A 26103-nucleotide genomic window follows, 5' to 3' on the forward strand; every position below is an offset into this window, starting at 1 on the left:
ATCGGGCGCATGCTGCTGCGGTTCGTCCCCCGAGTGTTTCTCGCCTGCCGGGTGCTTCTCGTCTGTCTGGCCGTACTGCTGCCGGCCGGCTGTTCTTCTACGGCCACCGGCGGCACCGACGCGAGCAGCGTCAAGCTCTCCCAACTCCCCGCCGAGGCACGGCGGACCGTCGCTCTCATCGACCAGGGCGGCCCCTTCCCGTACGCCAAGGACGGGGTCGTCTTCGGGAACTACGAGAAGCTGCTGCCCCAGCAAAAGCGCGGCTACTACCACGAATACACCGTGAGGACGCCGGGCTCGCGCGATCGCGGGGCCCGGCGCATTGTCACCGGGCAGGACGGCGAGATCTACTACACCGATGATCACTACAAGTCGTTCAGGACGGTACTGAGATGACGGAGCTCGCGGTCACGCTCGACCTCGACGGGGTCACGGACAAGGCCGGCCTGATGGACCGCTGCGCCCGTGCCCTGTCCCTGCCCGACTGGTTCGGCCGCAACTGGGACGCCCTCGCGGACAGCCTCGGCGACCACACGGTGTGGCCCGAGGGCGCGGTGGAGCGGGGGCTGCTGGTCGTCGTACGGAACTGGCAGGCGTACGCCAAGGCGCGGCCCGACGAGTGGGAGACCGCTGTCGGCATCTTCGGTGACGCGGTCGACCGGACGCCCGCGCTTTCCGTCGTGCTCGCGCTGGGCGGAGCCGGGCGCTAGGCCGATTGTCCGAGGCGGCTGGCAGAGTGTTCGGTATGGAGCAACAGGAGCAGCGCACGTCGGTTCGTCTCGTGGTCGTGGACCCGGACCTCGAAGCGCAGTGCGACCAGGTGGAGGAACACTTGCTGGCGCCCCTGGCCGAGTCCGTCGGCCCGGCGAGCGACCACGCGCTGTTCGCGGACGGGCTCGCCGTCTTCAGGCGGGTGCGGGAAGCACTGGCCGACGCGGTGGCGCGGGGACCCAAGGTGTGGACACCGAACGGCCGTTGGGAACACGAGGGCCTGCGCATCGTCGAACTCCCCACCGAGGACACGGACTTGCTGTACGCGCTGCTGCGCGAGCTGTCCGGACTCCTCGTGGCGCCGCCGGACCTGCCCGACCCCTCGGGCGTCGTGGCCACCGTCCGCACCACCGTCCTGACCCCCGAGAAGACCGCCGTCGGCCTGGTCGGCGCGCTGGCGCGGGTGCTCTCCCTGGTGGACCTCACGCCCGACGCCGATACGGCCACCCTCTTCGCGGCGATCGAGGCGGGCGGCGGCGAGGACGTGAGACTCGGCTACGGGGAGGACGAGGCGTGGCAGCGCCTCGCCCACCGGCTCACGATGCTGCTGACGGAGTCGGCTCCGTTGCACCGCTTCCTGTACTGAACTTCCGTCGCGTCAGCGGGAGTTGCGCCTCCGGCGGGCGACGAACAGGGCTGCCGAGCCCAGGGCCACGGCGCCGGCCGCCGCGGTGGCGATGAGGGCCATGGGGCCCGTGCCCGTGTGGGGGAGCGTGCCGCCGGGCGCGTCCGTCGCGGTCGGTGCGGCCGACGCACCGCCCGACGCTCCCGGCGTGGGGGACGTGCCGGACGTGGGCGAGGACGCGGACGCGCTCGGCGTCGGTGACGCGGCCGACGTGTCGAAGGCGAACGTGGCGCTGTCATTGGCCGGGTTCGGGTCGTGGAGCGGGATGCCGGCCGGGCCGGGGAGGACGGTCGCCGTGCCCTTGCCGCCGGTGTAGTCCTTGGCCGGCTTCACCCACAGCACGAACAGCTGGTTCTTCCCGGCTGCGATACCTCGCGGCACGGGGCACACGTAGTGCCGGTGACCGGCCGCGAAGGGGGCCGTCTTCCCACTGCCGACCCAGAGGAAGCACTCGCCGTACGGTGTGTCCTCCCCCTCCTCGAAAGCGTTGCCGGTCGCGACCGTGCCCTTGGGCAGGACGACATCGACCAGGGCGACGGCCTTGTTGCCGACGCCGTACGCGGAGGCCGGGCCGTGGTTCACGGCGTTGAGGGTCAGGGCCCACTGGCCGCCCGTGCCGCGAGGTGTCACCGCGGCGGTGGCGGCGAGATCGGCCGAGCTGTCGGCCGAGACCCGGACCTGGCCCGTGGCACCGCTCTCGAAACCGTCCCCCGCACCGGACGAGGGCACCAGGGTGAGCGCCGGACCGGTGCCCGGGTAGGCGCCGCCACCCGGGTCCACGCCGGGCTTCAGGAGTTCGGCCGAGTAGTCGGTCACGGCGGTCAGGACGTGCTCGCCGACCGTCGCGGTCAGCGGGCTGCTCAGTTCGACGGTGGCGCCCGCGGCCACCGGGGCGGTGAAGACGCAGGTGACGGAGGCCTGGCTGCCTGGCTCGACGGGGTCGTCGCCGTCGCCGTAGGCGCAGTTGGAGAACTTCCGGTCGAAGACCAGGCCGCCCACCTCCTCCCAGCGCAGCACGATGCGCCGGTCGGTGGCCAGGTCGCCGGTGTTGCGGAGCCGGAGCGGAAGCTCGATCCGGGAGCCGATCTTGGCGTGCGCCACGTCCGGCACCTTGCCGACGACCAGGTCGGGGACGCCGACGACCACCTTCGCCTGCGCGGTGGCGCCGGTGCCGTGCTCGGCGGAGACGGTGTACTTGAGCGTGCCGGTGGCACCGAGGGCGGCGCCCGCGTCCGCACGCACGGTGAAGTCGACGGCCTGGCGCTGCGACTCGTCGGTGTTGACGCAGGTGAAGACCTGCCCGTCGGCCGTGCACCTGGGGTCGTCGACCGTGACGCCCGCGACGCCGACCACGTCCCGGGCGTCGATGACGAGCGTCTGGTTCGTGGGTACGGGAACGTTCGCCCCGCCGTCGTAGAACATCCAGCTCACGTCGACCGACTGCGCCGTCGATCCCACGTTGAGCTGCTGGTCGGCCTCGATCGTCGCGTAGGCCTGCGTCGGCAAGGGGGAGGGACCGGCGGCCACGGCCGCTGATCCGGGTGCCAGGGCGAGCACCACGGCAGCGAGCACTGCCCCGAACACCGTGCGGTTGGAAGTCATGCACGTTCGATACGTGAGGTGGCCCGAAGGTTGCCCACACGTGAATCACAGGTTCGGCCGGAATCGCGCAACTCGGCTATGCGCTGCGCTCGTTGTCGCTGACGCCGGCGGTGTCCGTCTGGTTGTCCTGGTCGAGGGTGGCGGCCCAACTGGCGAGCAGTTGAAGGCTGTCGTGGGCGGGGGTGCCGGGTTCGGCGCTGAGGGCGGTGAGGGTGAGGCCCGGCTCGGTCGGGATGGGCATCGCCTCGAAGGGGAGGGCGAGTTCGCCGATGGCGGGGTGGTGGAAGTGCTTGACGCCGGTCTGGTGGAGGCGCACGTCGTGGGCGGCCCACAGGGTGCGGAACTTCTCGCTGCGGGTGGAGAGTTCGCCGACGAGGTCGGTGAGGTCCCGGTTGTAGGGGTCGCGTCCGGCCTCGGTGCGCAGCAGCGCGACCGCTCCGGCGGCCTGGCGTTCCAGCTGGGGCAGGAAGTCGGCGGCGCCGGGGTTGAGGAACTCGTAGCGGGCGAGGTTGACGGGTCGGGCGGGGTCGGCGAACACGGGGGCGTAGAGGGCGCGGCCGAGCCGGTTGGTGGCGAGGATGTCGAGGCGGCGGTTGCGGATGAAGGCGGGTGCTTCGGTCATCGCGTCGAGCAGGTGCTGGAGGCTGGGGCGGATCGGCTGCGGGGTCCGTCGGCGGGCCGGGCGGCGGGTGGTGTTGGCGGTGCGGGCGAGGTCGTCGAGGTGGGCGCGTTCGGCGTCGTCGAGCTGGAGGGCGCGGGCGAGGGAGTCGATGACGGGTTCGGAGACGCCGGTGAGGTTGCCGCGTTCCAGGCGGGCGTAGTACTCGGCGCTGACGCCGGCGAGCAGTGCGACTTCTTCCCTGCGCAGTCCTTTGACGCGGCGGTTGCCGGTGTGGGCGGGCAGGCCTGCCTGCTGGGGTGTGATCTTGGCGCGGCGGCTGGTCAGGAACTCGCGTACCTCGCTCCGGTTGTCCATGGTTTCGAGGCTACGTCGGCTGGTCCGGTGGTGTCTCCGGGTGAAGGGTGTACTGGCAGTACACGTATCAACGAGTCCTTCCACGCGCGTGTGACCTGCCGTTTCATCGGTGGTGGCGCAGGATGCGCCGCGGTGGAAAGGACACGACGATGACCGAGAAGACGACGGAGAAGACCCAGCCCCCGGGTCCGCGCGAGCTGTTCGGGGACATCGCTCCGGCACTGGCCGGTTACAGCGAGGACGTGTTGTTCGGGCAGGAGTGGAAGAGCCCGGAGCTGTCTCCGAGGGACCGCAGTCTGGTGACCGTGGCGAGTCTGATCACCAGTGGCAGCAGTGAGCAGCTCACCTTCCACATTCCGCTGGCCAGGCGGAACGGCGTCACCGAGGAGGAGATCGTCGGGGCGATCACGCACATGGCGTTCTACGCCGGCTGGCCCAGGGCGATGTCCGCGCTGACCGTGGCCCGGGAACTGTTCCGTACGGCCTGACACCCCCTCCCATTCACACGACCCCCTCTTACTGACGCTGACGCAAGGAGCACGTACCGCCATGGAGATTCTCAAGCAGCCCGCGACGATGAAGCTGCCTCCGCACACGTTCGCCGGTGATGTCTGGGCGGATGTGATCCTCCGGGGTGAGGAGCCTTCGCGGGCGCGGGCCAACATGGTCCGTTTCGCGCCCGGTGCTCGGACCGCCTGGCACAGTCACGGTCTGGGGCAGACCCTGCATGTGGTGTCCGGAGTCGCCCTGGTCGGCACCCGGGACGGTGTGATCATCGAGGCTCACCCGGGTGACACGATCGGCTGCCCGCCCGGTGAGGAGCACTGGCACGGGGCGAGTCCGGACCAGTTCATGGAGCACCTCGCCCTGTGGGAGGGCGACGAGGTCGAGTGGCTGGAGCATGTCACCGACGCGGAGTACGGCGGCCCGCGCACCAGTACGCGTACGGCTCGCTGACCACAGCCGACACGAGCGTGAGCTCTGGCGTCGGCGCGACCGGGGACGGCAGCCTCAAGCAGCACCAGGCGGCCACACGATGGCGGTGAACACGCACGCGGGAGACCGCCGAGCGGAACCGCCACCCACCTCCCCGACAACGCCGTGACGGCCGACCAGTTCCCCTCGCCCGGTTCCGGCACCCGGCACCCCACCCCGTTCACCCTTCCCCTCACTCTGGAATGAGTCATGCGCGCAATCGTGCTCCACGCCCCCGGTGACATCCGGGTGGAGAACCTCCCCGAACCGAAGATCCTCGCACCCACCGACGCGGTCATCCGTACCGTCGCCGCCTGCGTGTGCGGCTCCGATCTGTGGGACTACCGAGGCATCAACCCCGTCACCCAGCCCACGCCGATCGGCCACGAGTACGTCGGCGTGGTCGAGGAGATTGGCGCCGAGGTGCGGGACGTCAAGCCGGGGCAGTTCGTCATCGGCTCCTTCTTCGCCTCCGACAACACCTGTCCGGTCTGCCGCGCCGGGTATCAAACCTCGTGCCCGCACCGGGAGTTCGTCGGTGGCTGCCAGGCCGAGTACATCCGCATCCCGCTCGCTGATGGCACGCTCGTCGCCCTTGACGGGCAGCCCGACGACACGTTGATGCCGAGCCTGCTCACCCTCTCGGATGTGATGGGCACCGGCTGGTACGCGGCCGTGGCCGCCGAGGTGCAGCCCGGGTCCACGGTGGTCGTGGTGGGCGACGGCGCGGTCGGCCTCTCCGGGGTCATCGCCGCCCGCGAACTCGGCGCCGAACGCGTCATCGCGATGAGCCGCCACGCCTCCCGGCAGCGATTGGCGAGCGAGTTCGGGGCCACCGACATCGTCGCCGAGCGCGGTGCGGGGGGCATCGCCCGCATCAAGGAACTCACCGCCGGCATCGGCGCCGACTCCGTCCTGGAGTGCGTCGGCACGCAGGAGTCGATGAGCCAGGCGATCCGCTCCACCCGCCCCGGTGGCAACGTCGGTTTCGTCGGCGTCCCGCACGACGTGGCCATCGACGGCCAGGAACTCTTCTTCTCCCACGTCGCTCTGCGCGGTGGCCCCGCCCCGGTACGCCGTTTCCTGCCCGACCTGATCGACCGCGTCCTTACCGGCCGTATCGAGCCCGGCAAGGTCTTCGACCTGACCCTGCCGCTGGACCAGGCCGCCGAGGGCTACCGGGCCATGGACGAGCGCCGCGCGATCAAGGCACTGCTGCGCCCCTGACCCGCCAACCCGCAATCCACAACCCGCAATCCACAACCCGCGACCCGCGACCCGCGATGGGAATCACCTCTCATGACCCCGACCTACGACTTCCACGGCCAGGTCGCCCTCGTCACCGGCGCCGCCTCCGGCATGGGCCTCGCCACCGCCCGCGCTTTCGCCGAGGCCGGTGCCGCGGTCGTCCTGGCCGACCTCGACGAGAAGGCCGTACAGCACGCGGCCGAGGAACTCACGGCAGCCGGCCATCAGGCGATCGGTGTCGCATGTGACGTGACGGACGAGGCGCAGGCCGCCGCGACGGTCGACCGCGCGGTCGCGGAGTACGGCCGCCTGGACATGGCGTTCAACAACGCCGGCATCCAGGTCCCGCCCAGCGACGCGGCCGACGAGACAGCCGCCGACTTCGACCACGTCAACGCCGTTAATCTGCGCGGTATTTGGGCCGCCCAGAAGCACGAACTGCGCCGGATGCGGGAGCAGGCCAGTGGCGGCGCCATCGTCAACTGCTCTTCCCTGGGCGGGTTGGTGGGGCTTCCGGAACGTGCCGCCTACCACGCGTCCAAGCACGGCGTGATCGGCCTGACCAAGAGCGCGGCGGTCGAGTACGCGCCCAAGGGCGTGCGGATCAACGCCGTGTGCCCCGGGGTGATCGACACCCCGATGGTCGCGGACATGCTCGAAGGGCAGGCCGAGGCCATGGCCGAGATCATGAAGCAGCAGCCGATCGGACGGCTGGGCCGGGCCGACGAGATTGCCGCGGCCGTCCTGTGGCTGTGCAGCCCCGCCGCGAGCTTCGTCCTCGGTGTCGCCCTGCCCGTCGACGGCGGATACACCACCCACTGAAGAAGCCGCGCGTCGGCCAACTCCCCGGCACGCAGCCGTACTTGACCGCGAAGGAGCCTCACCATGGAGTACACCCGTCTCGGCACCACCGGCCTGAAGATGAGCCGCCTCGCCCTCGGCTGCATGAGCTACGGCGACCCGACCGTCCCGCGTGCCCACCCCTGGGCGCTGACCGAGGACAAGGCTGCGCCGTTCTTTCGGCAGGCCGTCGAGTTGGGCATCACCTTCTGGGACACTGCCAACGTCTACCAGGCGGGCACGTCCGAGGAGTTCACCGGCCGCGCGATCCGCGAGTATTCCCGGCGCGAGGACATCGTGCTGGCCACCAAGGTGCGCGGGAAGATGCACGACGGTCCGGGCGGTGAGGGTCTGTCCCGCAAGGCGGTCCTGGAACAGGTCGACGCCTCGCTGACCCGGCTGGGCACGGACTACATCGACCTCTACCAGATCCACCGTTTCGACGACGAGGTCCCGGTCGAGGAGACGATGGAGGCGCTGCACGACGTCGTCAGGGCGGGCAAGGTCCGTTACCTCGGGGCCTCGTCGATGTACGGCTGGCAGTTCGCCAAGCTCCAGCACGCGGCCGAGCTCGGCGGCTGGACCCGCTTCGTGTCCATGCAGAACCAGTACAACCTGCTGCGCCGCCAGGACGAGCCCGAACTCATGGCCCTGTGCGGCGACTTGGGCGTAGGCCTGATCCCGTACTCCCCGAACGGCAAGGGCCGCCTCGCCCGCCCCGCCGGCGAACAGAGCACCCGCTCCACCACCGACCACGTCGTGCAGGCCTTCGACAGCGAGTACGACGAGCCGGTCATCAACGCCGTGCAGAAGCTGGCGGAAGCCCGAGGCGTCCCCATGGCCCAGATCGCCCTCGCCTGGGTCCTGCGCAACCCGCTCGTCTCGGCGCCGATCGTCGGCGCCACCCAGCCCCATCACCTCCAACAAGCCGTGGACGCCCTTGCGTTGAGGCTCTCCGACGAGGAAGCGGCAGCACTCCAGGCGCCGTACACCAACGCTGGGCCTTCCTGGTTCTGACGACCGGACCTACCGCACCATCACAGTCGGCCCCACCTCCCGCGGGGCTATCCTCCACGGGATGCCACTTCGCCAGTACGCCTACTTCGCACTGTTCAGCCGGCACACCTCGGCAGCCGACATGGCCTCCCAGCTGGGCATCACCCCTGACGAGGTGGCTGTTCGCGGAAGCCGGTTCACCGAGCCGGCGGTGGTTCCGGTCGAGCACTCATGGATGGTTGTCTGCAAGGAGCCGGGTCTATGCGTCGACGAGCAGATCGCCCGCATTCTCGACAGACTCCAGCCCCACGCAGACCGCATCCGCGACCTCACCGGGCAGCTGGCCCGCACCGGCGGCGGAGCGGTGCTTCACATCGTGCGCTACTTCAACGACCCCGACCAAGCCCGGCCGGGCGCGGCGGACGCCCCCAACCTCTTTGGCTGGCACCTGGACCGCAGGGTCCTGGACTTCCTCAGCTCCACCGGCGCGGAGCTCGACGTCGACGAGTACGACATGGCCGGAGTCGACGACGTGAGCACCTGACTCCGTACACGCCGTGGCACTCGCCCCGGACGGCCTCGGGCAGCCGGACCTCAGGGCGCGATCCCCACCCCGTCGATCCGGCTCCACGCCCGCTCCTGGGCCGCCGTCATCGCGGGCCACGCGAGCCCGCCCGGCCGGGGGCGGATCCGGGAGGCGTACGGCGCGGGGTGGAAGGCCGGGTCGTAGAAGCAGCCGGTGCCGTACTTCTGGTCGAAGGTCGCGCAGGAGGTCGCGAGTGAGCGGGCGGTCGGCTTGCGGCCGTGGCGGACCCAAGTGTCCAGTGCCGTAATCGAGTTGGCGTACTCGGCGTCGCTGAGCGCGCTGTGTTCGGTCTCCGTGGTGAAGGTCTGGACGAGGTTGCCGGCCCGGCCGGCGCCCTGGAGTGTGGCGCGGTAGGCCGACTCGTGTTCGACGAACGCCGTCGGGTCGTCGATCGCGTGCAGCGTGAGGACGGGGATGGAGACCTTGCCGGTCAGATCGCTGTCGTAGGAGAGGTCGCGGCGGGCGGTGGGGTCGGCGGAGAATCGTTCGACGCCCGCGTTGAGCGCCTTGTCGTCGTGTGAACCCGTGTACCGAACACCCTGGTTGCTGAAGGGATTTCGGCCGCCGAGCCGTTTCGACACGATGTCGCGGAACGTGAAGGTCGCGAACTGCAGATGGGACGCGAGCGAGCGTTCCGGGATGCGGGTGACGGCGAGGATGTCGTCGAGGTTGCGCTGTTGCAGCGCGGTCCGGTCCTTGGGGTCGGACGTGTAGCCGGTGCACTCCTGGAGGCGGGCGCGGAGTCCGGCGGTCGTCATGGTGGAGTCCGCCCGCAGGCCCTGCCAGAGCGGGTACTGCGGCTCGGTCGGACGGGGGTGGTTGTGGCAGTAGTACTGGTAGACCACGCGCAGGTCGACGCGGTAGTCGTAGCCGCGCGAACCGCCGCCGAGGACACCGCTCGTCAGCAGCGCGCCGTCGTAGGCGCCCGGGTGTCTGCCGTAGGTCTCCGCGACCTTGGCGGCGACGTCGCCGCCCCAGGACTGGCCGTGCACATAGGTCCGCCTGGGCTTGCCGAACTCCGAGACGAACAGCTTTCGTACGTTCTCGGTGTCGGCCGCGGCCATCCGCGTGCCGTAGCCGCCGCGACGGTAGGACGAACCGGCCCAGGCGTACCCCTCCTCGACCATCACCGCCCAGCGCGACAGGTCGTCGGTGCTGCGGGCCGGGTCCGAGGCGTCGCCGAGGTCGGGTCCGCCGTGGGCGTGCACGACGAGGGATCCGTTCCAGCGGGTCGGGACGGCCATCGTGTAGTACGCCCCGTTGGTGTCCTGGCCGGTGTAACACGTCGCCTTGCCAAGCAAGTTGGCCGGGCAGGCGGCCACCGCGGGCGGCGCGGTCTGCGGTCGGGGCGCGGGGGCGTTGCCGAGCGTGCCGACGAGTGCCGTGGCGAGGCCTGCGGCCAGCACCGCCGGACGGTGGCGGGCGGCCGGACGTCGTCGGCGTGCCGGTACGGGCCTGGTGAGTGTCATCACGGGAGCGGCTCCTATGAATGCGCTGTGCGAGGTTGCACCGCGATCCGTGATGTTAGGAAGCGCCGCCTGCGCGGACCACCCGTCGATCATTGCGTTCATAGTGTTCGCCCGCCCCGGTGCCGGGGCCCGACGGATGGCGGGGACGGAGTGTGACACGCCCGTTCGGGTAAACTCTCGGGGTAAGGCAGGTTCCACTGCCTGGCACCGGAGCCCCCGTACCTCGCTGGAGGAACATACGAACGCGGGGGCGTTTTGCTGTGTCCCTGTGGGAGTGACCTGCGCCGTTTCGCGTGAAAATGTGAGACTTATGCGCTTTCTTGAGCCCGGTACGGGACGGCCCGTAGATTCAGCCCCGGTTCCCTACGACCTGACGTACGACGACGTCTTCATGGTGCCGCGCCGCAGCGCGGTCGGCTCGCGTCAGGGTGTGGACCTCAGCTCCCCGGACGGCACGGGCACCACCATCCCGCTGGTCGTCGCCAACATGACCGCCATCGCCGGGCGCCGCATGGCCGAGACGCTGGCCCGGCGCGGCGGGCTCGTGGTCATCCCGCAGGACATCCCGATCGAGGTCGTCACCGAGGTCGTGGCCTGGGTGAAGAGCCGCCACCTCGTGCTGGACACCCCGATCCGGCTGGCCCCGCACCAGACCGTCGCCGACGCGCTGGCCCTGCTGCCCAAGCGCGCGCACAACGCCGGTGTCGTCGTCGACGAGGCCCAGCGCCCGGTCGGCGTCGTCACCGACGCCGACCTCACCGGTGTGGACCGCTTCACGCAGCTCGGCGAGGTCATGTCCCGTGACCTGCTGCTGCTCGACGCGGACATCGACCCGCGCGAGGCGTTCAACAAGCTGGACGGCGCCAACCGCCGTTACGCGCCCGCCGTGGACAAGGACGGCAAGCTCGCCGGCATCCTCACCCGCAAGGGCGCCCTGCGCGCCACGCTGTACTCGCCGGCCGTCGACGCGGACGGCAAGCTGCGCATCGCCGCCGCCGTCGGTATCAACGGCGACTTCGTGCAGAAGGCCAAGCAGTTGCTCGACGCGGGCGTGGACACGCTCGTCATCGACACCGCGCACGGCCACCAGGAGTCGATGATCAGCGCGATCAAGCAGGTCCGCGCCCTCGACCCGCAGGTCCCCATCGTGGCCGGCAACATCGTCGCCGCCGAGGGCGTCAAGGACCTCATCGAGGCCGGCGCCGACATCATCAAGGTCGGCGTGGGCCCCGGCGCGATGTGCACCACCCGCATGATGACCGGCGTCGGCCGGCCGCAGTTCTCGGCGGTCAAGGAGTGCGCCGCCGAGGCGAAGAAGTACGGCAAGCACGTGTGGGCCGACGGCGGGGTCCGGCACCCGCGCGATGTCGCCATGGCGCTCGCGGCCGGTGCGTCGAACGTCATGATCGGCTCGTGGTTCGCGGGCACGTACGAGTCCCCGGGCGACCTCCAGCAGGACGCCAACGGCCGCCTCTACAAGGAGTCGTTCGGCATGGCGTCCGCCCGCGCGGTCCGCAACCGCACGTCGGACGAGTCGGCCTACGACCGCGCCCGCAAGGCACTGTTCGAGGAGGGCATCTCCACCTCCCGCATGTACCTCGACCCGGCCCGCCCGGGCGTCGAGGACCTGATCGACTCGATCATCGCGGGCGTCCGCTCCTCCTGCACGTACGCCGGCGCGGGCTCCCTGGAGGAGTTCGCCGAGCGCGCGATCGTCGGCATCCAGAGCGCGGCAGGCTACGCGGAGGGCAAGCCCCTGCACGCCAGCTGGAGCTGACCCAACTCCATGTCCTACGGCCTCTGTTGTTCCGGCGTCCGGATGTCGCGGGGGTCGCGCCGGGGCAAGTCGTCGTAGGTGGGCCGGAGTTGGCCGATTCGCTTCGCTACGGCCCTTGTTGTTCCGACGCCGGGACGTTTCCGGGGTCGCGGGCGTGCTGCGACGGTTGCTGCTCTGGGGCAAGTCGTCGTACGGCGGCCGGAGTTGCCCAACTCCCTTTCCTGCGGCCCCCGTTGTCCCGGCACCCGGGATATTCGGGGGCCGTCCGCATGCCCCGGCGGCTACCGTCGGGGCATGGAGATCGCCGTGTGCCGGGCCGCCGACGTGGCGCTGCTCGACCAGTACATCGGCTCGCCGGGGGCCGTCTCGACCCATGCCCGGCGGTTCGCGCGGCAGGAGGCTGGCGGGGGTGTCTATCTCGTCGCCTGGCTGGACGGCCGGCCCGTGGGGCACGGTGAGGTGATCTGGGACGGCTGCGCCGCCTCGGAGGTGCGGGCCGCGCTGCCCGGCTGCCCGGAGCTCAACGGGCTCGCCGTGTGGCCCCCGGAGCTGCGCTCGCTCGGCATCGGCAGCGCGCTGATCCGCCGTGCCGAGGAACTGGCCCGGGAGCACGGCCGTACGGTCCTCGGACTGGGCGTCGCGGCCGACAATCCGAGGGCCGCCGGCCTCTACGCGCGGCTCGGCTACCGGCCCCTGACGGACTACGTGGACCGCTGGTCGTACGAGGACCGTGACGGGGTCACCCACGAGTGCGTCGACCCTTGCACCTTCCTCACCAAGGAACTGCCCTCGGGGCACCTCGCCGAAGAAGCGCCCTGTGACCACCTCACCGAAGAACCGCCGTCAGGCCCTCTTGACGTCAGGCAGCCTTGACGCAACGCTGCCTCCATGACCACACCCCAGAGCATCGAACCCGAACACACCCTCCTCACCGCGGTCGCCCGCCTCGACCACCTCCGCACCCGCGAGTCCCTCGCCGGCTTCGGCAGCGACGCCGAGGCGCTCGATCGGACCGAGACGCTGGAACTGCTCGCCCTGAGCGAGGTCGTCGCCCGCAAGTCCGCCTACGGACGCCAGCTCACCGTCCGCGCGGCCCGCGAGGCCGGTGCCTCCTGGACGCAGATCGGGGCCGCGCTCGGCATGAGCAAGCAGGCCGCGTGGGAGGCGCACACGCGCTGGATCGACGCGCAGGCGGAGGTGTTCGGGCAGCCCGGGCGGATCGGGTTCGACGAGGAGGACCTGGCCGCGGCGCGGGCGCTGGCGGGGGAGCTGGACGAGGGCTGAACCAGGTGTTGACGGAAGGTGAACCGGGCGCGGACGAGGCATCGCGCAACGCTCGACACCCACCGCGCAACGAATCCGCACCCGCACCCGATGAACGCAACGATCTTGCGGAGACGCGCAAGGTTGCCGCATTACGACCAGCACGCCTGGCCTCGTAGGGTCAAGCGCTGTACCCAGCGCGGCAGGACCCCCGCTCGGCGGCCCCTCCGTGGTGTCGCTCCCTGCCGCCTGCCCGGCAGCGACAAGGAGCCACCGCGTGCTCGACCAAGGCGCACCCCCGCACCACCGCAGTCAGACCGCCGAGCCGTCCCCGGGGCTCGGTGCGCGTCTGATGCGCCGCAAGCCCGTGGAACGCCTGGTCGCCGAGGGCGGCCAGGGCGAGGGAGGGTCGCTTCGGCGCTCGCTCGGGCTCTGGCAGCTGACGATGATCAGCATCGGCGCCACTCTCGGCACCGGCATCTTCGTCGTCCTCGGCGAAGCCGTCCCCAAGGCCGGCCCCGCCGTCACCCTCTCCTTCGTGATCGCCGGCCTCACCGCCCTCTTCTCGGCCCTCTCCTACGCCGAACTCGCGGGCACCATCCCGGTCGCCGGTTCCTCGTACTCGTACGCCTACGCCACGCTCGGCGAGCTGATCGCCTGGATCTGCGGCTGGTGTCTGATCCTGGAGTACGGCGTCTCGGTCGCCGCCGTCGCCGTCGGCTGGGGCGAGTACCTCAACGAGCTTCTCGACGGCACGATCGGGGTCACCATCCCGGACGCGTTGTCCGCCCCGCCCGGCGACGGCGGCGTCTTCAACCTCCCGGCGCTGATCGTCGTACTCCTCGCGATGGCCTTCCTGCTGGGCGGCGCCAAGGAGTCCGCGCGCGCCAACACGGTCATGGTGTGCGTGAAGATCGCCGCGCTGGTGCTGTTCTGCGCGATCGGCATCCAGGGCTTCAAGTCAGGCAACTACGACCACTTCATGCCGCTGGGCATGGCCGGTGTCAGCGCGGCCGGGGCGACGCTCTTCTTCTCGTACATCGGCTTCGACGCCGCCTCCACGGCCGGTGAGGAGGCGAAGAACGCCCAGCGCGACCTGCCGCGCGCGATCATGCTGTCCCTGGTCATCGTGACCGCGCTCTACGTCCTCGTCGCGGCCGTCGCCGTCGGCGCGAAGCCCTGGCGCCGCTTCAACGACTCCGAGGCCGCCCTCGCCCAGATCATGCGCGACGTCACCGGCCAGTCCTTCTGGGGCACCCTCCTCGCCGCCTGCGCGGTCATCGCCATCGCGAGCGTCGTCCTGACCGTGCTCTACGGCCAGACCCGCATCCTCTTCGCGATGTCCCGGGACGGGCTGGTCCCCAAGGTGTTCGGCAGGGTCCACCCGAAGACCGGGGCGCCGCGCGCCAACACCGTCATCGTGTCCCTGTTCTGCGGGGTCCTCGCGGCCGCCATCCCGCTGGGCCAGCTCGCGGACGCGACCAGCATCGGCACGCTCTTCGCCTTCGCGCTGGTCAACATCGCCGTTGTGGTGCTGCGCCGGACCCGCCCCGACATGTCCCGCACCTTCCGCGTCCCGCTGTCCCCGGTCCTGCCCGCCGTGGGCTTCGCGCTGTGCGTGTGGATGATGGGCAGCCTCTCGGCCGTCACCTGGGTGGTCTTCGGAATCTGGATGGCCGTCGGGCTCGTGTTCTACTTCGTATACGGCCACCGCCGTTCCCGACTGGCCACACCCGCACCGCCCGAGAAGTGATCGATCCACCGTGCTGAACGAACTCGACGAACGCATCGTGCACGCCCTCGCCGAGGACGCGCGCCGCTCCTTCGCGGACATCGGGCAGCTCGTCGGCCTGTCCGCGCCCGCCGTGAAGCGGCGCGTGGACCGGCTGCGGGCCACCGGCGCCATCACCGGCTTCACCGTACGGGTGGACCCGTCGGCGCTCGGCTGGGAGACCGAGGGGTTCGTCGAGATCTACTGCCGGCACAACACCTCCCCGGACACCATCCGGCGCGGCCTGGAGCGCTACCAGGAGGTCGTGGCCGCGTCCACGGTCACCGGTGACGCGGACGCGGTCGTCCAGGTCTTCGCCGCCGACATGCGGCACTTCGAGCGGGTGCTGGAACGGATCGCGGGGGAGCCGTTCGTGGAGCGGACCAAGTCGGTGCTCGTCCTGTCGCCGTTGCTGCGCCGCTTCTCGTCCGGCTCGCCCACGTAGGCGGACAGGTCGCCCACGTAGGCACACAGGGACGACCTCGCCGGCGCAGGCACTCGGGGGCGATTGTCAGTGGGGCGTCGTACGGTCGAGGGCATGGCAGCACGAATCGATCTCACCCTCGACTGCGACGACGCGCCGCTCCTCGCCGCGTTCTGGAAGACGGCCCTCGGCTACATCGACGAGCCACCGCCCGCGCCCTTCGCCACGCGTGCGGAATGGCTCGCCCAGTTCGACCTGCCGGAGGACGAATCCGAGGACGACGGCGCCTGGCTGTGCGACCCCGACGGAGCCGGCCCGCGGCTGTCCATCCTCAAGGTCCCCGAGCCCAAGTCCGCCAAGAACAGGCTGCACTTGGACATCCGCGTGCCGGTCCGGGGCGAACCGGAGGAGCGGTGGGCGACGATCAGAGCCGAGGCCGCGCGGCTGGTGGCGGCGGGCGGCCGGGTGCTCACGGAGTTCGACGGACACCATGTCGTGATGGCCGACCCGGAGGGCAACGAGTTCTGCGTGGCGGCCGGTTGAGCGCTCGAAGCCCCCGGGCTCACTCCGCCGTCTTGCGGGCCAGCGCGTTGTTCCCTATCGAGTTGTGCACGCTGAAGGTCACCGCGTCCGAGCGGTAGCGGTCGTCCGACCACTCAACGGGCCGCCCCTCACGGGTAGTTGTCACCCGGCGGACCCGGAGGAGGGGACTGGTCCGGCGGATGCCCAGCAGCTCCGCGTCCTGCGCGCCCGCGGCGACCGCGTCGATGACGTGCTCGCCGTAGGCGAAGACCAACCCCGTGTCGTCGTACAGGCGTTGGGTCACCGACGGGCACTCCGGCTCGATCGCCTCGACGGCGGGGGAGATCCAGTCGGCGTACACCGTCCGCTCCAGGAGGACCGGCTCGCCGTCCAGGCCGCGCACCCGCAGGACGTGCAACACCGGTGTCCCCGCGGTGAGTTGGAGGCGTACGGCGTCCTCGGCGGTGGCCGGGCGGTACTCCTGCGCGACCACGTGCCCGGTCGCCTCGCGCTCCATCGCACGGGCCCACTCGGCGAAGCTGCGCAGTTCCGCGAAGCTCTGGCTGCGGCGGCTGGCCAGCACCACCCGGCGGGCGCCCTGCCGGGAGCCGATCAGGCCTTCGGCGGTGAGGGCCGCGACGGCCTGGCGCACCGTGCCGCGCGAGACGCCGTACTGCGCCGCGAGGTCCGTCTCCGCGGGCAGCAGGCTGCCGACTGTGTACTCCTCGCGGTCGATGGCCTTGCGCAGCTCGTCGGCGATCTCCTCGTGTCGCGCCGTCATGCTTCCCCTCTGAGTTGATGACTGTGCACAGCGTGAGCAGCGTAGTCGAGTTCCTTTGGTGATCCGTGTCAGCCAGGAGTGTGCAGAGAAGAAGGGGTCACGGTTTCGCCAATGTTTACGAACAAGACACCATCGCCCGGCGTACTGAGGCCAACTTGTTCAGACAAGTTCTGCCGACAAGTTCTCCGCTCTGCTCTAACCCTCGTGCGCACCCCTGGAGAGACCGTGACCGTGTCCCCGCCGAGAAACGCCGTCCTGGGTGGATCCCTCGCCGTCGTCGCCGCGCTCGCCCTCAGCGCCTGCGGCGCCGCCCCGACCAACTCGTCGACCACCGCCGACGGCAAGAACGCCGCCACCGCCACCTCCGTCGCCGACTTCGGCGGCATGGACGCCCTGGTGAAGGCGGCCAAGAAGGAGGGCACGCTGCACGCCATCGCGCTGCCCCGCGACTGGGCCAACTACGGCGCCCTCATCGACGGCTTCACCAAGAAGTACGGCATCAAGATCACGGACGAGAACCCGGACGGCTCCAGCCAGGACGAGATCAACGCCGTCACCTCCCGCAAGGGCCAGGACCGTGCGCCCGACGTCCTCGACCTCGGCTCCTCCTTCGCGCTGAGCGCCGCCCAGCAGGGCCTGCTCGCGCCGTACAAGGTCGCCTCCTTCGACCAGATCCCCGCGGGCCAGAAGGACCCGAAGGGGCAGTGGTTCAACGACTACGGCGGCTACATCTCCATCGGCTGCGACGCCAAGCGCGTGAAGACCTGCCCGACCACCTTCGCGGACCTGCTGAAGCCGCAGTACAAGGGTCAGGTCGCCCTCAACGGCAACCCCACCAAGTCGGGTTCGGCCTTCGGTGGCGTGTACGCGGCGGCGCTCGCCAACAAGGGCTCCTTCGACGACATCCAGCCGGGCCTGGACTTCTTCGGCAAGCTGAAGAAGAACGGCAACTACACGCCCGTCGAGTCGACCCCGGCCACCGTCGAGAAGGGCGAGACGCCCATCTCCATCGACTGGGACTACCTGAACGCCGGTTACGCCGACGAGTTCAAGTCCAAGGGCGTCGACTGGAAGGTCTCCATCCCGAGCGACGGCCAGTACGCGCAGTACTACTCGCAGGCCATCAACAAGGACGCCCCGCACCCGGCGGCAGCCCGCCTGTGGCAGGAGTACCTGTACAGCGCCGAGGGCCAGAACCTGTGGCTCAAGGGGTACGCGCGCCCGGCGCTGATGACCTCCATGGAGTCGGCCGGCACGCTCGACAAGGCCGCCGCCGCCAAGCTCCCGCAGGTCTCCGGCACGCCGTCCTTCCCGACCGAGGCCCAGCAGAGCAAGGCCAAGACGGTCATCGCGTCCGGCTGGGCGAAGGCCGTCTCCGGATGACGGCCACGCTCACGCGGGCCGACGTCGGCGCCGCCGCTTCCGTGAAGCGGCGGCGCCGCGTCCCCGGCTGGATCGCCGTGGTCCCGCTGCTCGTGTTCGTCGCGGTCGCCTTCGGGGTGCCCGCCATAGCGATGCTGAACGGCGCCTTCACCGTCAAGAACCAGACGACGGGCGCCACTTCGTACAGCACCGCCAACCTGACCGAGTCGCTCAAGGGCGCCTACCTCACCGCGCTGATCGGCAGTGTCAAGCTGTCCGCCCTCTCGGCCGCCCTCGGCACCCTGCTCGGGCTGCCGCTCGCGCAGGTCGTCGTCACCTCCCGCTTCCGCGCGCTGCGCGAGGCCGTCCTCACCGCCTCCGGCGTCCTCGCCAACTTCGGCGGTGTCCCGCTGGCCTTCGCGTTCGTCGCCACCCTCGGCAACGCCGGTGTGCTGACGACCCACTTGGGCCTCAAGGACAAGGGCTGGGACCTCTACAGCTTCTCGGGTCTCGTCCTCGTCTACCTCTACTTCCTCATCCCGCTGATGGTCCTCACCATCACCCCCGCCCTGGAGGGCCTGCGCACCCAGTGGCGCGAGGCCGCCGCGAACAACGGCGCCACCGGCGTCCAGTATTGGCGGCACGTCGCCCTGCCCGTGCTGCTGCCCTCGCTGCTCGGCGGGTTCGTCCTCCTCTTCGGCAGCGCCTTCGCCGCGTACGCCACCGCCGCGGCCATGGTGGGCAGTTCGATCCCGCTGGTCACCCTGCAGATCGCCGACGCCATCTCCGGCAATGTGCTGGTCGGCCAGGAGAACGTCGCCCTCGCCCTCAGCCTCGACATGGTCCTGGTCGCGGGCGTGGTCATGGCCGTGTACCTGCCCCTGCAACGACGGAGCGCGCGATGGCTGGACGCCTGAACCTCTGGCGGTGGGTCGTTCTCGGCCTCGCCGCCCTGTACTTCCTGGTCCCGCTCGCCGCGTCCGTGGTCTTCACGGTCGACGTGCCCGGCGAGGGCATCACCTTCGACGCCTACACCCAGATCGTCTCCACCGACGGCTTCACCTCCAGCCTGTTGCTCTCGCTGGAACTCGCCGCCGCCACCATCGCCGTGGTCCTCCTCCTGATGGTCCCGGCCATGGTCGCGCTACGGCTCGGCGCGCCCCGCCTGCGCCCGGTCGTCGAGGTGATCTGCTCGCTGCCGCTGGTGGTGCCGCCGATCGCGTTCGTCGCCGGTATCGCCACGGTCTTGAAGTGGGGCCCCGACTACCTGTCCCGCACCCCGCTGTTCGAGACCTTCGTGGCCATCCAGAACCCGAGCTTCCCGTTCATCCTGGTCCTCGCGTACGTCGTGATGGCGCTGCCGTTCGTGTACCGGGCGCTGGACTCGGGGCTGCGCGCCATCGACGTGAAGACCCTGGTCGAGGCCGCCCGCAGCTGCGGCGCGAACTGGCCGCAGGCCCTCGTGCGGACCGTACTGCCCAATCTGCGCGGCGCGTTGCTCAACGCCTCCTTCCTCACCCTCGCCCTGGTCCTCGGCGAGTTCACCGTGGCCCAGCTGCTCGGCTTCCAGCCCTTCGCCGTGTGGATCTACAGCGTCGGCGGGTCCAACGCCCAGCTCTCCGTCGCCGTCTCCGTGCTCAGCCTGGTCGTCACCTGGGCACTCCTCCTCACGCTCGCCGGTGTCGGCGGACGTGACAAAACCGCTTCGTCCCGGGGATGAACCATGACCGCCACCACGCTTGAGAAGACCACGACGGACAACGCCGCGACCGTCGAATTCCGGGGCCTGCGCCGGGAGTTCGGCCCCACGGTCGCCCTCGACGGGCTCGACCTGACCGTGCGGCCCGGCGAGTTCCTGGCCCTGCTCGGCCCCTCCGGCTGCGGCAAGACCACCGCCCTGCGCATGCTCGCCGGCTTCGAACACCCCACCTCCGGCGAGGTGTTGGTCGACGGCAAGGACGTCACCGACGTCCCCGCGCACCGCCGCGACGCCGGTATGGTCTTCCAGTCGTACAGCCTCTTCCCGCATCTCAACGCGCTCGACAACGTCGCCTTCGGCCTCCGCATGCGCAAGGTGCGTACGGCTGAACGGCGGTCCCGTGCGGCCGAGTTGCTCGACCTCGTCGGGCTCGGCGACAAGGGCGAGCGCTTTCCGCACCAGCTCTCCGGCGGCCAGCAGCAGCGCGTCGCCCTGGCCCGCGCGCTCGCCCTGCGCCCGCGCGTGCTGCTCCTGGACGAGCCGCTGTCGGCGCTCGACGCCAAGGTGCGGTTGTCCCTGCGCGAGGAGATCCGCCGCCTCCAGCAGGAACTCGGCATCACCACCCTCTTCGTGACGCACGATCAGGAAGAGGCGCTGTCCATAGCCGACCGGGTCGCCGTGATGCGCGCCGGAAAGCTCGAACAGTGCGCCGCCCCGGCCGAGTTGTACGGCCGGCCCACGACCGCGTTCGTCGCCGAGTTCGTCGGCACGATGAGCCGCCTCCCGGGACGGCTCACGGACGGGGTGGTCGAGGTGCTCGGCCAGCGGCTCCCCGTCGACGGCGAGGCACCGGCCGGCCCCGACGTGGACGTGCTCGTACGGCCCGAGGCCCTCGACGTCCGGGCGGACGACGCCGGTGCCGCGCGCGTCGTAGGAACTGCCTTCCTGGGCGCGGTCGTTCGCGTCACGGTACGGCTCGGCGACGACACCGAGGTCAAGGCCGACCTGCCCACGCACGAGGCCACCGCGCTGGGCGCCGGAGTCGCGGTGACCGTGTCGCTGCCGGAACGGCCGGTTCTCGTGGCAGACCGCATCTAACCCGTAGGGCCATAGTGGCCCGTAGCGCCCGTACTGAAAGAGAGAAACGTGACCCCCCACGCCCAACTCCCGCTCCAGGCCGTCCTGTTCGACATGGACGGAACGCTCGTCGACACCGAGCGGCTGTGGTGGGAGGCGGTGGAGCAGGTCGCGGGCAGAACCCTGACGGACGCGGACCAGCCGGAGGTGCTCGGCCGCCCGGTCGAGCACACCGCCGACTGGCTGGCCCGGGCCACGGGCGCGTCGGCGGCGGACCTCGCGGCCGCCCTGCACCGCGAGTTCGCCGACCGCGTCCGCACCGGCATCGTGCCCCGCCCCGGCGCGCTCGCCCTGCTCGACGCCCTCGCCCGCGACGGCGTCCCCACGGCGCTCGTCACCGCGTCCCCCCGCGCGGTCGCCGACACCGTCCTCGACGCCCTCGGCACGAGCCGCTTCGCCGTCTCCGTCACCGCCGACGACACCGGGGCCACCAAGCCCGCCCCCGACCCCTACCTCGCCGCCTGCCGCGCCCTCGGCGTCGACCCCGCGGCCTGCGTGGCCGTCGAGGACACCCAGACCGGCGTCAGCTCCGCCGAGGCGGCCGGCTGCGCGGTCCTCGCCGTACCGTCGCTGGCCCCGATCGACGCGGCCCCCGGCCGGACGGTCCGGGACAGCCTCGTCGGGGTCACCCCGGCGGCCCTGCGCGCGATGGTGACGCGCGAACGGCCGTACGAGCTACGCGTGTTGACCTGGAATCTCTGGCTCGGGGGCAGCAAGGTCGACGACCACCGGACCAAGCAGTTGAAGGTGATCGCGGAGACCGGCGCGGATGTGGTCGGCCTCCAGGAGACGGGCGGCACGGCGGCGGAGGAACTCGCCGAGGCGCTCGGCTGGCACCACCACCGCGCGGGCGAGAACCTCGGCGTGATCAGCCGCCACCCGATCACCGCGCGCTTCGGTGACCCGGACGTCGGTTTCTACGGAGCGGCCGGGGTGCGGATCGCCGTAGGGGAGGGGCGTGAGGTCGACGTGTGGACCTGCCACCTCGACTACACGCCCTACGGCCCCTACGAGTCCGCCTACGACGGGCTGCCGGCCGCCCAGCTGATCGCCCACGAGGGAGTACGGCTCGCCCAGATGCGGGATGCCCTCGGCCGGATCGCGGAGGTGGGTGACGACGCCGTTCCCGTTGTGCTGGTCGGTGACTTCAACAGTCCCTCGCATCTGGACTGGCCGGATGTGGAGTGGCCGGTGACGAAGGCGGCGGAGGACGCGGGGCTGTCTGACTCGTACCGGGAGGTGCACCCGGACCCGGTTGCCGAGCCCGGGCACACCTGGTCGCCGATCCATCCCGTGAACGAGGACGGTAGTGGGCGCGCCGAGCCGCAGGACCGGATCGACTACGTCCTGCACCGGGGGCTGGACGTGCTTGACTCCCGGACGTTCGTGGTGGGCACGCCTGGCCCGTGGCCGGATGTGTCCGGGAACTGCTGGCCGTCGGACCACGCGGCTGTGCTTACGGTGTTCGCGGTGCCCCGCCGTTGAGTGACACAGCGGTGCGGCAGCGCGCCCCAAAGGGGCGCGGGGAACTGCGCGACCAGCCACAACGGACCCGCAGCCGACGCACGGGCCTTCCCGCGGAGCGCTATCAGGGGTTCCAGAAGAACGACACGTGTGCTCGGTCGAAGCGGCCCTCGGCCAGATCCTGTCGCGGGATCACCCAGTGCAGGGTCGAACCCTCCCGCCCGTTGAGACCGATGTCCCACTGGGCGAGCAGGGTCCACTCCCCGGGAGCGGGCAGTTCTGCGGTGTCGTCGGCCCGGTGCCGGCGTGCCTCGTGCGCGTCCTCCGCCGCGTCCGTGACCGGGTCCGTCTCCGTGCACTCGTGGGAGGCGTAGCCGCCGATGTGCAGCGGGCCGTCGACGATGATGTCGCCGTACGTCTCCTCCCACACCTCGGCCAGGTCCCAGGCGCGGGGATGACCGGGGAGCGTGACGGTCTCGTCGCCGCCCTCCGGGGAGCGGACCAGGAAGTGGTACGGCAGGGAGACATCGGGCGCCAGCCGCAGCTCCTCCTGCGGGAACTGCTCGTAGACGGAGAGCGCGGCGCCGTCGTCGAACTCGTTCCCCTCTTCGCCGTAGACGCTGGCGTACTTCGTGTTCCGTTCCTCGACGGGTGTGCCCTCGGGGATGTACACGACCTCGCCGGCGCTGCCGCCGTAGTACGTCATCTCGGGGAAGCCGAAGAGCAACAGGCGGCCGTCGGGCGGGAGTTGGAGGCCGGTCGTCTCCTCGGGCAGGGCCGCGCAGTCGAGGGTGGCGAGTAACGGGGACCAGGGGTCGGGGGCGTCGGCGGGCAGGAGCAGGGGGCCGCCGAACCGGCCGACGACCGGGCCGTCCCCGCTGGTGACGAGGGTTCCGGACGGACGGGCGGTGGCGATCCAGCGCTCGACGTCCTCGGGCGGTATCCCGCGTCCCAGTGCTTCCTCGCGGAAGGGGGTGAGCCGGTTGATCAGGGCAGGATTCATGGGCGGAAACCTACGCCCGGGGTCTGACAACGGGTTCACCGCACCGGAACGACCCGTGCCCACCGGGCACGCAACGAATCGCCGCCCCACCGCGCCCGCACGCAACAAACCGCTCACCGGCGCGCAACGGCTCCTTCTTGTCCGGCCCGGCCCCTCGGCCGTACCGTCTAGGTGGGCCCCGATAGGCGGCTCTTCAACCTCTTCAGCCTCTTCAGCCCTTTCGTACCGGTGAGGAACACACATGCGCACCGCCCTCCTCCAGAGCTCCGGCCGCCCCGGCTCCGTCGTCGAGAACCTCAAGGTCCTCGACGAGGCCGCGGGCCGGGCCGCGGCCGGCGGTGCCGGGCTGTTCGCCGCGCCGGAGATGTTCCTCACCGGATACGCGATCGGCGACGACATCGGCCGCCTCGCCGAGCCCGCCGACGGCGACTCCGCGGACGCCGTCGCCGAGATCGCCGGCCGCCACGGACTCGCCATCGCCTACGGCTACCCCGAGCGCGACGGCGACGCCGTGTACAACTCCGCCCAGCTGATCTCCGCCGACGGCACCCGCCTCGCCAACTACCGCAAGACCCACCTCTTCGGCGACTTCGAGCGCGCCCACTTCACCCCGGGCGAACAGCCGGTCGTCCAGGCCGAGTTGGAGGGCCTGACCGTCGGCCTGATGATCTGCTACGACGTCGAGTTCCCGGAGCCCGTCCGCGCCCACGCCCTCGCCGGCACCGACCTGCTGCTCGTGCCGACGGCGAACATGCACCCGTTCCAGTTCGTCGCCGAGTCCCTGGTCCCGGTGCGCGCCTGGGAGAACCAGATGTACGTGGCGTACATCAACCGCATCGGCCAGGAAGGGGAGTTCGACTTCTTCGGCCTCTCCACGCTGGCCGGACCCGACGGAGTCGCCCGCACCCGCGCAGGCCGCGGCGAGGAACTCCTCCTCGCGGACCTGGACCCCGAGTTCCTCGCCAACTCCCGTGCGGCGAACCCGTATCTGACGGACCGTCGCCCCGGCCTCTACGGGTCCCTCGCCTGAATCCCCCTGCTGTTCCCGTACTTGTACTTGTTCTTGTTCCGCTAGGAGTCCGTACCCCATGACGTCCACGGTGCCCAACGCCGTCCAGCACGCCGACGCGCAGCAGCCGCCGATCACCATGTTCGGGCCGGACTTCCCCTACGCGTACGACGACTTCCTCGCCCATCCGGCGGGCCTCGGCCAGATACCCGCGACCGAGCACGGCACCGAAGTCGCGGTGATCGGCGGCGGGTTGTCCGGCATCGTGGCCGCCTACGAGCTGATGAAGATGGGCCTCAAGCCCGTCGTCTACGAGGCCGACCAGATCGGGGGCCGACTGCGGACCGTCGGTTTCGAGGGGTGCGATCCGTCCCTCACCGCCGAGATGGGCGCGATGCGCTTCCCGCCTTCCTCGACCGCTCTCCAGCACTACATCGACCTGGTGGGACTTGAGACCCGGCCGTTCCCCAACCCCCTTGCGGAGGCGACCCCTTCGACGGTCGTCGACCTCAAGGGCGAGTCCCACTACGCGACCACCGTCGACGACCTCCCGCAGGTCTACCGCGACGTGATGCACGCCTGGAACGCCTGCCTCGAAGAGGGCGCCGACTTCTCCGACATGAACCGCGCCCTGCGCGAACGCGACGTCCCGCGCATCCGCGCGATCTGGTCGAAGCTCGTCGAGAAGCTCGACAACCAGACCTTCTACGGCTTCCTCTGCGACTCCGAGTCCTTCAAGTCCTTCCGGCACCGCGAGATCTTCGGCCAGGTCGGCTTCGGAACGGGCGGCTGGGACACCGACTTCCCGAACTCCATCCTCGAAATCCTGCGCGTCGTCTACACCGAGGCCGACGACCACCACCGCGGCATCGTCGGCGGCTCCCAGCAACTCCCGCTCCGCCTCTGGGACCGCGAACCGCAGAAGATCGTCCACTGGCCCTACGGCACCTCGCTCGCGTCCCTGCACGTGGGCGGCGAACCCCGCCCGGCCGTGACCCGACTGCACCGCACGGCGGGCAACGGCATCACGGTGACGGACGCCAACGGCGACATCCGCACCTACCAGGCGGCGATCTTCACCGCCCAGTCCTGGATGCTGCTCTCGAAGATCGCCTGCGACGACTCGCTCTTCCCGATCGACCACTGGACCGCGATCGAGCGCACCCACTACATGGAGTCCAGCAAGCTCTTCGTCCCCGTCGACCGGCCGTTCTGGCTCGACAAGGACGAGGAGACCGGGCGGGACGTCATGTCGATGACCCTCACCGACCGTATGACGCGCGGGACTTACCTCCTCGACGACGGCCCGGACAAGCCGGCCGTCATCTGCCTCTCGTACACCTGGTGCGACGACAGCCTCAAGTGGCTGCCGCTGTCGGCCAACGAGCGGATGGAGGTCATGCTGAAGTCGCTCGGCGAGATCTATCCGAAGGTCGACATCAGGAAGCACGTCATCGGCAACCCGGTGACCGTCTCCTGGGAGAACGAGCCTTATTTCATGGGCGCGTTCAAGGCCAACCTGCCCGGCCACTACCGCTACCAGCGGCGCCTGTTCACCCACTTCATGCAGGACCGGCTGCCCGCGGACAAGCGGGGCGTCTTCCTCGCCGGCGACGACATCTCCTGGACGGCCGGCTGGGCCGAGGGCGCCGTCCAGACCGCCCTGAACGCGGTCTGGGGCGTCATGCACCAGCTCGGTGGCGCGACCGACCCGACGAACCCCGGGCCCGGGGACGTCTACGACGAGATCGCGCCGGTCGAACTCCCGGAGGACTGAGGGGAGTTCAGTCAGCTGGAGGTGAG

At 70.5% G+C, this 26103-nt stretch carries 27 protein-coding genes; 22 read left to right on the forward strand and 5 right to left on the reverse strand.

Going from position 1 to position 26103, the window contains the following annotated elements; translation table 11 throughout:
* The first annotated feature begins 9 nt into the window (after nucleotides 1-9).
* From ACIBK4_RS47980 to ACIBK4_RS47990, 3 genes are read left to right on the forward strand one after another with little or no spacing between them, the layout of a single operon-like run.
* Nucleotides 10-396 carry a ribonuclease domain-containing protein gene (locus ACIBK4_RS47980; protein ID WP_399006072.1) on the forward strand — a complete coding sequence of 129 codons (387 nt, stop codon included), beginning with the start codon at nucleotides 10-12 and terminating at the stop codon, nucleotides 394-396.
* Nucleotides 393-710 carry a barstar family protein gene (locus ACIBK4_RS47985; RefSeq protein WP_399006074.1) on the forward strand — a complete coding sequence of 106 codons (318 nt, stop codon included), beginning with the start codon at nucleotides 393-395 and terminating at the stop codon, nucleotides 708-710. The genes ACIBK4_RS47980 and ACIBK4_RS47985 overlap by 4 nt, the downstream gene beginning before the upstream one ends.
* 35 nt (nucleotides 711-745) lie before the next feature.
* Nucleotides 746-1357: a hypothetical protein gene (locus ACIBK4_RS47990; protein ID WP_399006076.1), complete on the forward strand. Its 612-nt coding sequence runs from the start codon at nucleotides 746-748 to the stop codon at nucleotides 1355-1357.
* Between the two features lie 12 nt (nucleotides 1358-1369).
* On the opposite strand, the gene ACIBK4_RS47995 is transcribed toward ACIBK4_RS47990, so the two are convergent.
* Entirely contained in the window at nucleotides 1370-2998 is a 1629-nt protein-coding gene (locus ACIBK4_RS47995; RefSeq protein ID WP_399006078.1) for an LPXTG cell wall anchor domain-containing protein, read from the reverse strand.
* A gap of 76 nt (nucleotides 2999-3074) precedes the next feature.
* Nucleotides 3075-3974 (reverse strand): helix-turn-helix transcriptional regulator, encoded by a 900-nt coding sequence (locus tag ACIBK4_RS48000; RefSeq protein ID WP_399006080.1) that lies wholly within the window; start codon nucleotides 3972-3974, stop codon nucleotides 3075-3077.
* Nucleotides 3975-4123: 149 nt separating this feature from the next.
* Between ACIBK4_RS48000 and ACIBK4_RS48005 the strand changes: the two genes are divergently transcribed.
* The 6 genes from ACIBK4_RS48005 (at nucleotide 4124) to ACIBK4_RS48030 (ending at nucleotide 8577) form a co-directional block, all read left to right on the forward strand.
* A complete protein-coding gene (locus ACIBK4_RS48005) occupies nucleotides 4124-4462 on the forward strand; it encodes a carboxymuconolactone decarboxylase family protein (RefSeq protein WP_399006082.1) in 339 nt (112 codons plus the stop codon).
* A 61-nt stretch (nucleotides 4463-4523) separates the two neighbouring features.
* A complete protein-coding gene (locus ACIBK4_RS48010) occupies nucleotides 4524-4931 on the forward strand; it encodes a cupin domain-containing protein (protein ID WP_399006084.1) in 408 nt (135 codons plus the stop codon).
* Nucleotides 4932-5159: 228 nt separating this feature from the next.
* Entirely contained in the window at nucleotides 5160-6176 is a 1017-nt protein-coding gene (locus ACIBK4_RS48015) for a zinc-dependent alcohol dehydrogenase family protein (protein ID WP_399006086.1), read from the forward strand.
* Between the two features lie 72 nt (nucleotides 6177-6248).
* Nucleotides 6249-7019 (forward strand): glucose 1-dehydrogenase, encoded by a 771-nt coding sequence (locus tag ACIBK4_RS48020; RefSeq protein ID WP_399006088.1) that lies wholly within the window; start codon nucleotides 6249-6251, stop codon nucleotides 7017-7019.
* Between the two features lie 63 nt (nucleotides 7020-7082).
* Nucleotides 7083-8054, forward strand: a complete 972-nt coding sequence (locus ACIBK4_RS48025) for an aldo/keto reductase (RefSeq protein ID WP_399006090.1) — start codon at nucleotides 7083-7085, stop codon at nucleotides 8052-8054.
* A gap of 61 nt (nucleotides 8055-8115) precedes the next feature.
* Entirely contained in the window at nucleotides 8116-8577 is a 462-nt protein-coding gene (locus ACIBK4_RS48030; RefSeq protein WP_399006092.1) for a DUF4279 domain-containing protein, read from the forward strand.
* A gap of 50 nt (nucleotides 8578-8627) precedes the next feature.
* Here ACIBK4_RS48030 and ACIBK4_RS48035 read toward each other — a convergent pair whose 3' ends face one another.
* Nucleotides 8628-10088, reverse strand: a complete 1461-nt coding sequence (locus ACIBK4_RS48035) for an alpha/beta hydrolase family protein (RefSeq protein WP_399006094.1) — start codon at nucleotides 10086-10088, stop codon at nucleotides 8628-8630.
* Between the two features lie 310 nt (nucleotides 10089-10398).
* Here ACIBK4_RS48035 and ACIBK4_RS48040 point away from each other — a divergent pair, with 310 nt between their 5' ends.
* The 6 genes from ACIBK4_RS48040 (at nucleotide 10399) to ACIBK4_RS48065 (ending at nucleotide 15866) form a co-directional block, all read left to right on the forward strand.
* Entirely contained in the window at nucleotides 10399-11865 is a 1467-nt protein-coding gene (locus ACIBK4_RS48040) for a GuaB1 family IMP dehydrogenase-related protein (RefSeq protein WP_366434338.1), read from the forward strand.
* Nucleotides 11866-12159: 294 nt separating this feature from the next.
* Entirely contained in the window at nucleotides 12160-12738 is a 579-nt protein-coding gene (locus tag ACIBK4_RS48045) for a GNAT family N-acetyltransferase (protein WP_399006097.1), read from the forward strand.
* A 15-nt stretch (nucleotides 12739-12753) separates the two neighbouring features.
* Nucleotides 12754-13149, forward strand: coding sequence for a hypothetical protein (locus ACIBK4_RS48050; RefSeq protein WP_399006099.1), 396 nt, complete (start codon nucleotides 12754-12756; stop codon nucleotides 13147-13149).
* A 256-nt stretch (nucleotides 13150-13405) separates the two neighbouring features.
* Nucleotides 13406-14881 (forward strand): amino acid permease, encoded by a 1476-nt coding sequence (locus tag ACIBK4_RS48055; RefSeq protein ID WP_399006101.1) that lies wholly within the window; start codon nucleotides 13406-13408, stop codon nucleotides 14879-14881.
* 10 nt (nucleotides 14882-14891) lie between these two features.
* A complete protein-coding gene (locus ACIBK4_RS48060; protein ID WP_019059706.1) occupies nucleotides 14892-15344 on the forward strand; it encodes an Lrp/AsnC family transcriptional regulator in 453 nt (150 codons plus the stop codon).
* 93 nt (nucleotides 15345-15437) lie between these two features.
* Nucleotides 15438-15866, forward strand: a complete 429-nt coding sequence (locus ACIBK4_RS48065) for a VOC family protein (protein WP_399006103.1) — start codon at nucleotides 15438-15440, stop codon at nucleotides 15864-15866.
* Between the two features lie 19 nt (nucleotides 15867-15885).
* On the opposite strand, the gene ACIBK4_RS48070 is transcribed toward ACIBK4_RS48065, so the two are convergent.
* The gene (locus tag ACIBK4_RS48070) at nucleotides 15886-16626 is read right to left on the reverse strand and encodes a GntR family transcriptional regulator (protein ID WP_399006105.1); all 741 of its coding nucleotides are present in this window, start codon (nucleotides 16624-16626) and stop codon (nucleotides 15886-15888) included.
* Nucleotides 16627-16851: 225 nt separating this feature from the next.
* Between ACIBK4_RS48070 and ACIBK4_RS48075 the strand changes: the two genes are divergently transcribed.
* Genes ACIBK4_RS48075 through ACIBK4_RS48095 form a run of 5 tightly spaced genes read left to right on the forward strand, consistent with a single transcriptional unit; the run spans nucleotide 16852 to nucleotide 22309 of the window.
* On the forward strand, nucleotides 16852-18009 hold the full coding sequence (locus tag ACIBK4_RS48075; protein ID WP_399006107.1) for an ABC transporter substrate-binding protein: 1158 nt from the start codon (nucleotides 16852-16854) through the stop codon (nucleotides 18007-18009).
* Nucleotides 18006-18905 carry an ABC transporter permease gene (locus tag ACIBK4_RS48080; protein ID WP_399006109.1) on the forward strand — a complete coding sequence of 300 codons (900 nt, stop codon included), beginning with the start codon at nucleotides 18006-18008 and terminating at the stop codon, nucleotides 18903-18905. The genes ACIBK4_RS48075 and ACIBK4_RS48080 overlap by 4 nt, the downstream gene beginning before the upstream one ends.
* A complete protein-coding gene (locus ACIBK4_RS48085) occupies nucleotides 18890-19708 on the forward strand; it encodes an ABC transporter permease (RefSeq protein WP_399006111.1) in 819 nt (272 codons plus the stop codon). The genes ACIBK4_RS48080 and ACIBK4_RS48085 overlap by 16 nt, the downstream gene beginning before the upstream one ends.
* Nucleotides 19709-19711: 3 nt before the next feature.
* The gene (locus ACIBK4_RS48090; protein WP_399006113.1) at nucleotides 19712-20785 is read left to right on the forward strand and encodes an ABC transporter ATP-binding protein; all 1074 of its coding nucleotides are present in this window, start codon (nucleotides 19712-19714) and stop codon (nucleotides 20783-20785) included.
* Nucleotides 20786-20833: 48 nt separating this feature from the next.
* Nucleotides 20834-22309 (forward strand): HAD-IA family hydrolase, encoded by a 1476-nt coding sequence (locus tag ACIBK4_RS48095; RefSeq protein ID WP_399006115.1) that lies wholly within the window; start codon nucleotides 20834-20836, stop codon nucleotides 22307-22309.
* A gap of 103 nt (nucleotides 22310-22412) precedes the next feature.
* Here ACIBK4_RS48095 and ACIBK4_RS48100 read toward each other — a convergent pair whose 3' ends face one another.
* Nucleotides 22413-23291 (reverse strand): DUF1963 domain-containing protein, encoded by an 879-nt coding sequence (locus tag ACIBK4_RS48100; protein ID WP_399006117.1) that lies wholly within the window; start codon nucleotides 23289-23291, stop codon nucleotides 22413-22415.
* 241 nt (nucleotides 23292-23532) lie between these two features.
* Here ACIBK4_RS48100 and ACIBK4_RS48105 point away from each other — a divergent pair, with 241 nt between their 5' ends.
* Together ACIBK4_RS48105 and ACIBK4_RS48110 are read left to right on the forward strand one after the other, a co-directional pair.
* On the forward strand, nucleotides 23533-24321 hold the full coding sequence (locus ACIBK4_RS48105; RefSeq protein WP_399006119.1) for a carbon-nitrogen hydrolase family protein: 789 nt from the start codon (nucleotides 23533-23535) through the stop codon (nucleotides 24319-24321).
* Nucleotides 24322-24379: 58 nt separating this feature from the next.
* Nucleotides 24380-26077, forward strand: a complete 1698-nt coding sequence (locus tag ACIBK4_RS48110; RefSeq protein WP_399006121.1) for a flavin monoamine oxidase family protein — start codon at nucleotides 24380-24382, stop codon at nucleotides 26075-26077.
* Nucleotides 26078-26103: the final 26 nt, after the last annotated feature.

The organism is Streptomyces sp. NPDC050528 (assembly GCF_044457795.1).
Taxonomy (GTDB): Bacteria; Actinomycetota; Actinomycetes; order Streptomycetales; family Streptomycetaceae; genus Streptomyces.

Bases quoted from the DNA above. Each gene is read 5' to 3' on its own strand.
- ACIBK4_RS47980 (WP_399006072.1), top strand. From the start codon at position 10: ATGCTGCTGCGGTTCGTCCCCCGAGTGTTTCTCGCCTGCCGGGTGCTT.
- ACIBK4_RS47985 (WP_399006074.1), top strand. From the start codon at position 393: ATGACGGAGCTCGCGGTCACGCTCGACCTCGACGGGGTCACGGACAAG.
- ACIBK4_RS47990 (WP_399006076.1), top strand. From the start codon at position 746: ATGGAGCAACAGGAGCAGCGCACGTCGGTTCGTCTCGTGGTCGTGGAC.
- ACIBK4_RS47995 (WP_399006078.1), bottom strand. From the start codon at position 2,998: ATGACTTCCAACCGCACGGTGTTCGGGGCAGTGCTCGCTGCCGTGGTG.
- ACIBK4_RS48000 (WP_399006080.1), bottom strand. From the start codon at position 3,974: ATGGACAACCGGAGCGAGGTACGCGAGTTCCTGACCAGCCGCCGCGCC.
- ACIBK4_RS48005 (WP_399006082.1), top strand. From the start codon at position 4,124: ATGACCGAGAAGACGACGGAGAAGACCCAGCCCCCGGGTCCGCGCGAG.
- ACIBK4_RS48010 (WP_399006084.1), top strand. From the start codon at position 4,524: ATGGAGATTCTCAAGCAGCCCGCGACGATGAAGCTGCCTCCGCACACG.
- ACIBK4_RS48015 (WP_399006086.1), top strand. From the start codon at position 5,160: ATGCGCGCAATCGTGCTCCACGCCCCCGGTGACATCCGGGTGGAGAAC.
- ACIBK4_RS48020 (WP_399006088.1), top strand. From the start codon at position 6,249: ATGACCCCGACCTACGACTTCCACGGCCAGGTCGCCCTCGTCACCGGC.
- ACIBK4_RS48025 (WP_399006090.1), top strand. From the start codon at position 7,083: ATGGAGTACACCCGTCTCGGCACCACCGGCCTGAAGATGAGCCGCCTC.
- ACIBK4_RS48030 (WP_399006092.1), top strand. From the start codon at position 8,116: ATGCCACTTCGCCAGTACGCCTACTTCGCACTGTTCAGCCGGCACACC.
- ACIBK4_RS48035 (WP_399006094.1), bottom strand. From the start codon at position 10,088: ATGACACTCACCAGGCCCGTACCGGCACGCCGACGACGTCCGGCCGCC.
- ACIBK4_RS48040 (WP_366434338.1), top strand. From the start codon at position 10,399: ATGCGCTTTCTTGAGCCCGGTACGGGACGGCCCGTAGATTCAGCCCCG.
- ACIBK4_RS48045 (WP_399006097.1), top strand. From the start codon at position 12,160: ATGGAGATCGCCGTGTGCCGGGCCGCCGACGTGGCGCTGCTCGACCAG.
- ACIBK4_RS48050 (WP_399006099.1), top strand. From the start codon at position 12,754: ATGACCACACCCCAGAGCATCGAACCCGAACACACCCTCCTCACCGCG.
- ACIBK4_RS48065 (WP_399006103.1), top strand. From the start codon at position 15,438: ATGGCAGCACGAATCGATCTCACCCTCGACTGCGACGACGCGCCGCTC.
- ACIBK4_RS48070 (WP_399006105.1), bottom strand. From the start codon at position 16,626: ATGACGGCGCGACACGAGGAGATCGCCGACGAGCTGCGCAAGGCCATC.
- ACIBK4_RS48080 (WP_399006109.1), top strand. From the start codon at position 18,006: ATGACGGCCACGCTCACGCGGGCCGACGTCGGCGCCGCCGCTTCCGTG.
- ACIBK4_RS48085 (WP_399006111.1), top strand. From the start codon at position 18,890: ATGGCTGGACGCCTGAACCTCTGGCGGTGGGTCGTTCTCGGCCTCGCC.
- ACIBK4_RS48090 (WP_399006113.1), top strand. From the start codon at position 19,712: ATGACCGCCACCACGCTTGAGAAGACCACGACGGACAACGCCGCGACC.
- ACIBK4_RS48100 (WP_399006117.1), bottom strand. From the start codon at position 23,291: ATGAATCCTGCCCTGATCAACCGGCTCACCCCCTTCCGCGAGGAAGCA.
- ACIBK4_RS48105 (WP_399006119.1), top strand. From the start codon at position 23,533: ATGCGCACCGCCCTCCTCCAGAGCTCCGGCCGCCCCGGCTCCGTCGTC.
- ACIBK4_RS48110 (WP_399006121.1), top strand. From the start codon at position 24,380: ATGACGTCCACGGTGCCCAACGCCGTCCAGCACGCCGACGCGCAGCAG.